The organism is Neisseria sp. P0022.S010, assembly GCF_051956635.1.
The window spans coordinates 1-2,873 of record NZ_JBQCXF010000382.1; the positions used below are offsets into that span (position 1 = coordinate 1).

The 2,873-nt window shown below is 50.8% G+C and carries 2 protein-coding genes, 1 tRNA gene and 1 pseudogene; 2 read left to right on the forward strand and 2 right to left on the reverse strand.

Annotated features, from left to right (window positions below):
• Nucleotides 1-49 precede the first annotated feature (49 nt).
• A tRNA-Glu gene (locus ACTHUT_RS17040) sits at nt 50-124 on the forward strand.
• 101 nt (nt 125-225) lie between these two features.
• Here the strand turns inward: ACTHUT_RS17040 and ACTHUT_RS17045 are convergent.
• A complete protein-coding gene (locus ACTHUT_RS17045; protein WP_137041030.1) occupies nt 226-513 on the reverse strand; it encodes a hypothetical protein in 288 nt (95 codons plus the stop codon).
• 376 nt (nt 514-889) lie between these two features.
• Here ACTHUT_RS17045 and ACTHUT_RS17050 point away from each other — a divergent pair.
• Nucleotides 890-1,009: pseudogene (locus ACTHUT_RS17050) on the forward strand (IS5/IS1182 family transposase); the annotation flags it as partial.
• On the opposite strand, the gene ACTHUT_RS17055 reads toward ACTHUT_RS17050, so the two are convergent.
• Nucleotides 967-2,724: an RHS domain-containing protein gene (locus ACTHUT_RS17055; RefSeq protein ID WP_440419161.1), complete on the reverse strand. Its 1,758-nt coding sequence runs from the start codon at nt 2,722-2,724 to the stop codon at nt 967-969. The pseudogene ACTHUT_RS17050 and the gene ACTHUT_RS17055 overlap by 43 nt on opposite strands.
• Nucleotides 2,725-2,873: the final 149 nt, after the last annotated feature.

A 2,873-nucleotide genomic window follows, 5' to 3' on the forward strand; every position in this document is an offset into this window, starting at 1 on the left:
CAGAGGGTCGGGCGTTCGAATCGCTCCGGGTGCGCCACAGAAAATCTCCGCGCCCATCGTCTAGCGGTTAGGACATCGCCCTTTCACGGCGGTAACCGGGGTTCGATTCCCCGTGGGCGTGCCAGTTACTTTAAAATAAGCCATCACTAAAGAATAGTGATGGCTTATTTTTTCACATTTACATATTTAAAAGTTTATAGTTATTTAATTTTTTAAATAACTTTCTTAGCTGTTCAGACGGCCTTTGCCTATTCTTCTACCCAAGGTGTCGTAGCTGTACGTCCAAGTTTCTTTCGTGCCGTCTTCTTTGAAGATCTTCACCGTAACCAGTTGGTCATGCAAATCGTAGAAGTAGTTTTGTACTTCGCCGTTTGCCAGTTTGCGGTGGATCAGGTTGCTGAAACTGTCGTAGTAATAGCTGCTGCCGTTGTATTCTTTAAGGTGGTTGTCGGGTATATGAGGGTCGTTTTGTGAATTAGGCTCCAATTTTTTGGGAAAGATAGGTTGACCCATTAGGGCTTGCCTCTATTCCAGCACCATCTTCTCTTTCTGGCTTTTCAGATGCCCAAAGCGCCAAGCTTTGGGTGTAAATTCACGATTAGATAACTGCATAAGAAAGCAGCCAACAAATACACTACCTCTTCTGTGACCGAATTGGTATCCCAAGAGAAATGACCAACTGTGAAGGTAACTTCCAGTTTGTTTTGGGAATTATTATAACTGGAGCAAACTAAAAAGAGAAACTGACACATCTGGAATTGCTCTTAAACCATTCCGATTATGCATTACAACTTTTTCAGGTATTATGAGTTATGGCATTAAGGCCGAGACCTTTGCAAAATCCCCCAAAATCCCCTAAATTCCCACAAAGACATTTAGGGGATTTCTCATGAGCACCTTCTTCCGGCAAACCGCACAAGCCATGATTGCCAAACACATCGACCGCTTCCTACTATTGAAATTGGATCAAGTGATTGATTGGCAGCCGATCGAACAATACCTGAAGAAGTTGTAATGCAGCCCTGTTTCTTCATCGCAATACTGGTTCTGTAAGCGGAAGGGTTGGTACGCCGTTCCCGTTACGTTCGTTTCACTCTTCAGTTTGCCCCAACCGTAATAATCCCCGAACCAAAACAGATTGCCTTCGCCATCGGTCATCTCTCTTGGGATGCCGATTTGGTCGCAGTGGAAGTAGCGGGTTTGTTGGCAGCTTTCGCCGTCTTCGTTAGTCCGGTTGTGTACCTGTGCCAAAGGTTCGTAGCTGTCGGGATTGGTGTAGATATAGGTATACCTGCCGTCCGGTTGGATTTCTTGCAGTAAATGGCTGCCGTCCCAAACAAAGCGGGTTTGGTTTTCGAGGCCGTTACCGCCTAAATCATGCGGGAATGACGTTTCTGAAACTTCTCCGTCTTTCAGACGGCCTTTGCCTATCCTTCTGCCCAAGGCGTCGTAGCTGTAGGCCCAAGTTTCTTTTGTGCCGTCTTTCTTGAAGATTTCCGCTTTAACCAATTGGTCGTGCAGATCGTAGAAATAGTTCTGCACTTCGCCGTCGGCCAGTTCGCGGTGGATCAGGTTGCCGAAGTGGTCGTAGTAGTAGGTCGTGCCGTTGTAGGTTTTCAGGCGGTTGTCGGGGATGGCATTGAGGTCGTCTGAAAGGATATTGTGCGCGGGGTCGAAGGCGAACAGTTCGTTGCCCGCTTGGGTAATCCTACCCAGTTTGTCGTACTCGAACCGGGTTATTCCCGTCCGCTGGTCGGTGCTGTGGGTCAGGTTGCCGGTGCGGCCGTAGCCGTAGCTGCGTTTGACGGCGGTTTGGGCATAAGCCGCCACTACTTTGGTTTTGCCTTTGCCGCCTTCGGTCAGATCGTTGAGGGTGGCGATTTGCCGTTTCAGACGACCTAAAGGGTCGAGTTCGTAGCGGCTGGCGAGTTTACCTTGTGTACGGAAGATTTCGCGGTGCAGCTTATCGCGTTCGATGTCAGTGATGACTTCGTCGTCGTCGAGGCTGATTTGGTGCAGGTGGCCGCTGCCGTAATACAGGTAGTTGATTTGTCTGCCGTCGGGCAGGACGGTGGCGGTGCGGTTGCCGTTGAAGTCGTAGTGGTAGCGGACGGTTTCGGTAACGGGCAGGTACAGCATGTCGTACTGCGCATCGCGCCAGTCGGTTTCGGGCAAACCGTTTTGGGCGTTCTCTTCTTTGGACGGCACCTTCCATTGGTGCTGGGCGATGAGTTGGCCGTTTTCGTTGTAGTCGAAGCAGGTGATGCTGTGGCGGTTGGCGGCGCGGATGAGGTTGCCGTCCAAGTCGTATTGGTAAGCGGTTTCCTGAATCTTGTCGTTATCGCGGGCAAGGGTGTGGATTAGGCGTCCCAATCTATCGCGTTTGAACTCGGTAATCCGCAGCGGGGTTTGGCTGTCGAGGTCGTCTGAAAGCGGGGTGGTCTCTTTTTTAGGAACGGGTTGACCGCCCAGTTGCGCCATCAGTTTGGCGGCAAGGGTGGCGTCGTCGCCGTATTCGCGCTGCTCGACCAGCTCGTTGCCGACATTGTAGCGGTAGCCGGTCAGCTTATGGTCGAAACCGCTTTCGGCAATCAATCGGTCGAGGACGTCGTAGGCAAAGCGGTAGCGCGCACCGTTTTCATTGGTAAGGCCGATTAAGCGGCGGGTTTTGTCGTAATGGTAGCCGAAGGTATGACCCAGCGCATTGGTGCGTCGGGTCGGCAAACCGTCTTGGCCGTATTCGTAGGAAGTAGTATGGCCTTCGCCGTCGGTATGGGTTTTCAGACGACCTCAAAAAAGGATTGAGGTCATCTGAAAAGCAAAATACGCAAGACCCTACGTCAGGATTGTAGGTTTCATGCATGCTATAGCCC